Source organism: Streptomyces sp. NPDC057428 (assembly GCF_042803195.1).
Classification (GTDB): domain Bacteria; phylum Actinomycetota; class Actinomycetes; order Streptomycetales; family Streptomycetaceae; genus Streptomyces.
Genome location: NZ_JBHVCT010000162.1, coordinates 1 through 6,792, shown reverse-complemented (window position 1 = coordinate 6,792; position 6,792 = coordinate 1). Strand labels below are relative to the sequence as shown.

At 70.7% G+C, this 6,792-nt stretch carries 4 protein-coding genes and 2 pseudogenes; 2 read left to right on the top strand and 4 right to left on the bottom strand.

Features of this window, described 5'->3' with window-relative positions:
* Window positions 1-147: 147 nt before the first annotated feature.
* From ACFU5K_RS30845 to ACFU5K_RS30835, 3 genes and pseudogenes are all read right to left on the bottom strand, one after another.
* The gene (locus ACFU5K_RS30845) at window positions 148-1,419 is read right to left on the bottom strand and encodes an MFS transporter (protein ID WP_384067731.1); all 1,272 of its coding nucleotides are present in this window, start codon (window positions 1,417-1,419) and stop codon (window positions 148-150) included.
* Between the two features lie 34 nt (window positions 1,420-1,453).
* The gene (locus ACFU5K_RS30840) at window positions 1,454-2,047 is read right to left on the bottom strand and encodes a helix-turn-helix domain-containing protein (protein ID WP_223772490.1); all 594 of its coding nucleotides are present in this window, start codon (window positions 2,045-2,047) and stop codon (window positions 1,454-1,456) included.
* A 130-nt stretch (window positions 2,048-2,177) separates the two neighbouring features.
* Window positions 2,178-2,933: pseudogene (locus ACFU5K_RS30835) on the bottom strand (site-specific integrase); the annotation flags it as partial.
* A 194-nt stretch (window positions 2,934-3,127) separates the two neighbouring features.
* Here ACFU5K_RS30835 and ACFU5K_RS30830 point away from each other — a divergent pair.
* Window positions 3,128-3,712, top strand: a complete 585-nt coding sequence (locus ACFU5K_RS30830; protein ID WP_384067727.1) for a recombinase family protein — start codon at window positions 3,128-3,130, stop codon at window positions 3,710-3,712.
* 83 nt (window positions 3,713-3,795) lie between these two features.
* Here ACFU5K_RS30830 and ACFU5K_RS30825 read toward each other — a convergent pair.
* Window positions 3,796-4,869 (bottom strand): annotated as a pseudogene (locus tag ACFU5K_RS30825) (3-deoxy-7-phosphoheptulonate synthase).
* Window positions 4,870-4,891: 22 nt separating this feature from the next.
* On the opposite strand from ACFU5K_RS30825, the gene ACFU5K_RS30820 reads away from it, so the two are divergent.
* Window positions 4,892-6,607 (top strand): hypothetical protein, encoded by a 1,716-nt coding sequence (locus ACFU5K_RS30820; protein WP_384067733.1) that lies wholly within the window; start codon window positions 4,892-4,894, stop codon window positions 6,605-6,607.
* Window positions 6,608-6,792: the final 185 nt, after the last annotated feature.

The window sequence follows — 6,792 nt, the reverse complement described above, 5'->3', positions numbered from 1 at the left end:
CGCCCGCGTGTGGGAAACTTGCATCTCGGAAGTGCCTTGCTGATTGTGCGTGCTGGAAGCCTGAAGAACTCCCATCATCGCAGGTCACAAGGCACGTCTTCGTTGTCCGAGACGTTATCCGCAAGGCACGGGTCGGTGGATCAAGGCTTAGATGGCCACGCCTGGCCGCTGCCGGGGCAGTTCGGCGTGCCGCACCGCGTCGGAGGCCAGGGCGATGCCCACGCCCAGGCTGGCGAAGATGCCGCAGGCGACGAACACCGGGGCGGCGCCCCAGGCTCCAATGGCGGCACCGACCAGCGGATAGCTGAGGGGGGCGAGACCGACCATCGTGAGCATGACCACGGAGGTCACCCGGCCAAGATAGGCCGGGTCCGCCGCAGTCTGTATGAGGGCGTTGTCCAGGCTGCCGAAGACGCCCGCACACAGTCCGATGACCGCAGCCAGCACCGCGGCGAGCCACAGGGTCGGCACCAGAGCGATCGTGGCCGCACCCGCGCAGCCCACGAGCAGCGTCCCGGCCATCATCAGGCCGGCACGCGGCAGCCAACCGGCGATCGCGAGCAGTGCGGCGCTGGCCGCAGCTCCTGCGCTGAAGCTGCTGACGATCCAGCCGTAGCCGGAAGGGCCCCAGCCGCGTTCGGCGTTGAGGAGGACCATGCCGACGTTGAGGGTGCCGGTGAGGCCGAGTTCGCAGACGGCGCCGGCGGCGACGAGCGGGCCGATGAGTTGGTGGCGGCGGATGTAGCGCAGGCCGTCGAGCAGGTCCTGCCGCGCGGTGCCGGGCTCCGGCCGCTCCGCGTCGGGCGCCACGAGGGGCCGTATCCGTATCGTCAGCAGGAGCGGCAGGGACAGGGCGATGAACAGTCCGGCGGTGGTGAAGGCGGCTGCGGGTCCACCGAGTCCCATGGCCAGGCCGCCGATCGGCGGGCCCGCGATCTGGCTGAGGCGCGTCGACAGCGAGCGCATGCCGGTGACCCGGGCCAACTGGTCGGGGGCGGTGATCCGGGGCGGAAGAGCACCGACAGCGGGTACGAACAGTGCGTCGACGGCGCCGAAGACGAGCGCCACCGTGACCAGGATCCACAAGGCCGGAGCCGTCAGTGCGATACCGGCGGCCACCGCCAGGATGAGGAGGCAGCGCAGCGTGTCACTGCCGAGAATCACCCGGCGGGGGTCGAACCGGTCGGCCACCACACCCCCACCGAGCATGAGTAACGCTCGTGGTACTGCCCCGGCAGCCATGACGAGGCCGACTTCGGTAGGACCGGCGGCCTTCTGGGCGGACCAGGCCAGGGCGACGAAGTACACGCTGTCGCCAATGAGGGAGACGGTGTAGGCGGTGAGCCAGCGCAACACGTTGCCGTCGCGGTGGGCCGGTGTGGCGGCGTTTTTGGGCAGGACCGTCTCTGGGGTGGCCATGGTGGGCTCCAAGTACGTTGGGAATTCGGCTGAGTCAGGGCCGGAAGGGAAAGCCGTATAGGTGCACAGACACGTGCTCGCGGTCCTCGGTGTCGTCGGCCGCCTTGGCGGCCTTGCCGCGCTCCCGCCAGCGCCGGGCCAGCGCCTCAAGCTCGTCGCTCATCTCGGCGAGTTCGGCAGGGGTGAGGTCGAGCAGCCACTCGGAGCTGAAGGATGCGTCGGTCCACGCCTTCCCCCAGGCGGACTTCTGGTCGAGATACGTGCGGTACTGGGCGACGCGGGTGTCGAAGATCCCTCGGGTCACCGCGCCGACGGCGGCGGCTCCCTCGGGCGTGTCTGCGAAGTCCGAGTCACGGAAGCCCCAGCCCTCTTCAGATGCCACCTGCCACCAGCGCTCGCGGCCGTCGGTGCCCTGGCCACTCGCCTGGGTCACGAAGCCGTGCTCAGCCAGCTTGCGCAAGTGGTAGCTGACCAGCGAGGGCGTTTCGTCGACATGCTCGGCGAGCTGAGAGGCGGTCGCGGTGCCCGCGGCGTACAGCAGCCGGTACAGCTGCATCCGCAGCGGGTTCATGAACGCCCTCAACCGTGACAGGTCGGTGATCTGCTCAGGCTCGTGCTTCGGTCGCATGCGCTTACCGTAGGTATGAAGTGAAAACTTCGCAATAACTGCTTCAGAGTTGGATGGCCGAGTAGCCCGGCTCTATGCGCAGGGGACTGGAGACAGCCAGCTCAGCTCGACTTGACTGGCGCTGACGAGGTCAGCGCCTGCTGTCTCCGGGCGCGAGAAGGCTGGTGACCTCGGCGATCGCCTCAGCCGAGGGGTGGAAGTAACGCCGCACGTTCTCCGGCTTCTTGTGCCGCGACTTCGCCATGAGCATCGGCAGGCTGGCCCCGGCCTCACCGAGGTGGGTGAGACCGGAGTGTCGGTACTCGTGCAGGTCCCAGCCCGTTCCCGCCACACCCCCGACAGCCGTGTGCGCGTCCAGGAGGGCGCGGGCCTGCCCGTACGACAGCCGGACCAGCCCGGTGTCCGGGCACACGTCGCGCGGGCTGACGACCTTCCCGGGGCCCGGCTTGCGGTGGGTGACGAACACCGGCCCGCGGGTACGGCCCTTGATCAGTCGGGGCAGCAGGCGGGCGGTGCCGGCGTCCCAGTACACAGGCTCCATGACGTAGTCCTCGCGCGGGGCGCCGCGGCGTCGGGTGCGCGGCTTCGCGCCCTTGGCCTTCACCGGGGCCCTGCGGGCGGCGAGGTCCAGCTCCTCGATGTTGACGCCGAGGATCTCCTCCGCCCGCGCGACGGTCTCGTAGAGCATCCGCCACAGCGTCTTCTCCCGGAGGTGGACGTCGCGTCGGGCGATCAGCCGGTCGACGGCCATCTTCGAGCGGGCCGGGGTCTCCGAGTCCGGCGGGGGCATCCGCTTCACCCAGGCCGGGACAGCCGGGCCGTCGTACCCGCGCTCGGCGCACCAGCCCAGCCATGACAGCACCGACGCCCGCCGGGCGTTCCACGAGGGTCAGCCGAGATACGGCCGAAAGGGATAGCCAAGTCTCTTGATGTCCGGTCAGGCGCGTTCGTAAGGGGAACCCCCAACGAACAGCCGTGATCTTGAACTGGCGGAGATCGCGACCTGGGCAGACTGCGTCTCATTTAGGGTGTCCGGTGATCTGTACGGTGAGCGGGGGCTATCCGTACACTCTGGTGCCCATGAGCGGACTGAAGGCGGGTTACGCCCGCTGCTCCACCGACATGCAGGACCTCACCGCCCAGAAGGAGATCCTCCTCGGCTTGGGCGTGGCCGAGGACCGGATCTTCCTCGACAAGGGATTCACCGGAACCAAACGCGAACGGCCCGGCCTGGACCAGGCCCTCGCCGCAGTCCGCGCCGGCGACACTCTGGTGGTGCCGAAGCTCGACCGCCTCGCCCGCTCGGTGCCCGACGCCCGCGACATCGGTGACTCCCTGGTATCGCGCGGAGTCACCCTGTCGCTCGGCGGACAGCTCTACGACCCGAACGACCCGATGGGCAAGATGTTCTTCAACATCCTCGCCACCTTCGCCGAGTTCGAGGTCGACCTCCTGCGCATGCGCACCCGCGAGGGCATGGCCGTCGCCCGCTCCAAAGGCAAGCTCCGCGGCAAGCAGCCCAAGCTGACCGCCCGCCAGCAGGCCCACCTCATCAAGGAACACAAGAGCGGCGAGCACACCATCGCCGACCTCGCCGAACTCTTCTCCGTCAGCCGGGCCACGGTCTACCGCGTCCTGGAACGGGTCGTGAATGATGTCCCATAGGGGATCTTCGCAGGCAGTCGCACCAGCGGTATGCTCCACGACACAGTTCCGCAGGTCTTGCCCCTCAGGGCAAGACCTGCGGCTTACTGGTCCTCCGGAGCGCCGCGGAGTCGAGCGAGCATCTCGGCCACGGCCCTGGCCAGGGCCAGCGTTTGGACCCGGTTGAGCCGGGGATCGCATGTACTCGTGTAGTGGTCGGTCAGATCGGCTTCCGTGACGGCGCTCGGGCCGCCTACACATTCGGTCACGGCATCGGCGCTGAACTCGAGGTTCAGCCCGCCCGGCCAGGTGCCGAGCTCCTGGTGTACCTCGAAAAAGCCCTTAACCTCGTCCAGTACATCGTCGAAGTGGCGCGTCTTGAGGCCGCCTGCGGCGGTGTAGGTGTTGCCATGCATCGGGTCACAGACTCACAGGGCTTCGATGCCCTCGGCCCTCGCCTTCTCCACCAGGACCGGCATCAGATCGCGGATCCGGTCACTTCCCATGCGGGTGATGAAACTGAGGCGTCCGGGGATCCGGTCCGGGTCGATGTGGGCGGCGAGCGTCAGCACGTCGTCGGCGTTCGCGGTCGGGCCCAGCTTGACGCCGACCGGGTTGGCTATGCCCGCCGCAAACTCGACATGGGCGCCGTGGCACTGCCTGGTCCGCTCGCCGAGCCAGAGATAGTGGCCCGACAGGCCGTACGCGCCCCCGGTTGCCGCGTCGCGCCGGGTAAGGGCAGTCTCGTACTCCAGGATCAGCGCCTCGTGACTGGTGAAGACCTCCCGGCCAGACCCCTCGCGCGCCACCGAGACGGCGTTGCGGGCATGGTCGTACGCGCTGAGCAACCGCGCGGGGGCGGGGCGCCGGGCGCGGACCGTGGGCTCGGCCTCGTTGACCATGTCGCCTCGGTAGACGGGGAGCGTGATGCCGTCCACCAGTTCGGTCGGCTTGGAGCGCGGCTTGGCGAACTGGCCCGCCATGCGGCCGACGACGGTCACTGGGTGGCCAAGCGACGGCTCAATCAGGGCGGCAGCCTCGGCGAGCAGCGCGACCTTGGCTTGCACAGGGCCACGCTCTGTATCCGCGAAGGTTTCGGCGCAATCGCCGCCCTGCAGCAGGAACCCGCGGCCGCCCGACACGGTTGAGGCATCCCAAGGCCTCGTCCTGCCCGGCATCACCTCGGTGGACGTGCCGGGGATGCCGCTGCCGGTGACGGTGCAGGTGCCCATGCTGCGGCGCGCGCCGCAGCAGGCGGAACACCTGGTGTCCGAGGAGAAGGCCCGCGCGTGGCTCGCCGAGCACCTGGCCGACGGCCCGCTCGCGCAGGCGTGGAGCGTCGGCGCGGTACGCGAGACGCTCGTCGTCGTGGTGGTCGACGTCCTGCGGGAAGGTCAGGCGCCCACCGTGGACGAGGTCGCCGCCTGGCTGGTGACCACGGCCGCCGAGCAGGACGGCCTGCTCCAGGCCGCCCACGCCGCCGCCACCGTCCAGGACTTCGCGCCGGCGTTCGCACGGGCCGCCGACGACCTGGTAGCCGATGGCGGCTCGGAGTTCCTGGTGTGGCGCTACCTGGGAGACAGCGAGGGGAACCGCCGCCTCGATGTGCTGGCCCTGGCCACGCCGGAAGCGTACGAGCAGCTGCGTGCGCTGCCCGTCCCTGCGGACGCCCCGAGCCCGGAACGGGCCGCGACCTCGACCGAGACCGAACCGTCCGCCCCGAGCCCCGAAGCACCGGAGGACCCCGAGATGGCCACACCCGCCCGTCCCGCGACGCCCGAGAGTGCGGAGCCCGCCACCCCGGCGGCCGCCGACACGGGCGAGCAGAGGCCCGAGCCCACCGACCTCACGGAGCCCACCGTTCCGGTGGAGACCGCTCCTGTGGCGGAGCCTGCTGCCCCGGTGGAGCCCGCCCCTGTGGCGGAGCCGACCGGCGACCTGCCGCTGTTCACCGGCCCGGCGGGCGTTTCCGAGCCGACGGAGGATCGGCCGCTCGACATCGTCGGGGAGTTCGAAGCCGTCAAGGATGCGTGGAACGAGCGCGTTCCCGCCGAGAAGGGCTCGGGGGAGGACCTGTACGCCGACGTGCAGGCGGACCTGGCCAGTCTCCATCAGATGCTCGCCGAAGCCGTCGCCGAGGCGAAGTCCGCACCCGAAGCGCCGCCGGCCCTTCCCGAGCAACTCGCTCCGGCCGCCGAGTCCGCGCCCGCGCCCGCGCCTGCGGCCGCCGCCGCTGCACCGTCCTCCGGCGAGCAGGAAGCGGCGCCCGAGGACCGCGACCCGCAGAAGGCGGCGGGCGCGGTGAACGAGGCGCTGCGGCAGGCGGACGAGCACGCGCCCGCCCTCCAGGACCTGCCGGAGTGGCAGCGCCTCCAGACGGTCCGCGGGGCGTTCGGCAACCTCATGCGCGTCATGAAGGAACGCGCGGGCGAGCACTTCGGCCGACTGATGGAGGACGGTCGGGTCGCCGACTTCGTCCGCCGGGCCTCCCTGAAGGTGTGCGAGAAGGTCGCCGGGTGGGCACAGGCCGGTGCCGACCGGCTCCGGCGGGACGACGAGCGCGGTACGGAACAGCGCGGAGCCCTGCCGAGCGCCGATGCGCTGCTGCGGCTGGGAGATGCGGCCCTCGAGTATCGCGGTCCCCGGGGTGGAGGCAGTACGCCGCCGCCCGCGAACGGAGCGCCGGACGTGAACAACATCCCGGCGATGCGGAAGATGGGCGAAGCCCTCAACCGGCCCATGCCCGGTGCCAACAAGCGCGTCTCCACGGCGGCCGCCCGGGGCCGCTCGACCACGACCGGCAAGCGGCCGGTGAAGGGCGCGAAGAAGTCGGCCAGCGGCAGCGGCGAGCAGGCCGGACACCTTCGTCGCAGCGGCGAGCAGCAGACGGCCCCCAAGCCCAACCAGCAGCGCTGACCCAGCATCCGGCCGGGGGGCGGGGGCGACCCCTCACCCCCGCCCCCCGGGGGGGCCCCGGCCGCCGCGCGGGGGGGGGGGGGGGGGGCCCCACGGCCGTAGCACTGCCGGTGGACCTGTCGCCGGAGACCCCGCCGTCGGCTGTCAGGGGAATACTGGAGCCAGGTACGAAGGTGACGCCGTGG

Coding starts and splice junctions, on each gene's coding strand:
- ACFU5K_RS30845 (WP_384067731.1), bottom strand. CDS start 1,419: ATGGCCACCCCAGAGACGGTCCTGCCCAAAAACGCCGCCACACCGGCC.
- ACFU5K_RS30840 (WP_223772490.1), bottom strand. CDS start 2,047: ATGCGACCGAAGCACGAGCCTGAGCAGATCACCGACCTGTCACGGTTG.
- ACFU5K_RS30830 (WP_384067727.1), top strand. CDS start 3,128: ATGAGCGGACTGAAGGCGGGTTACGCCCGCTGCTCCACCGACATGCAG.
- ACFU5K_RS30820 (WP_384067733.1), top strand. CDS start 4,892: ATGCCGCTGCCGGTGACGGTGCAGGTGCCCATGCTGCGGCGCGCGCCG.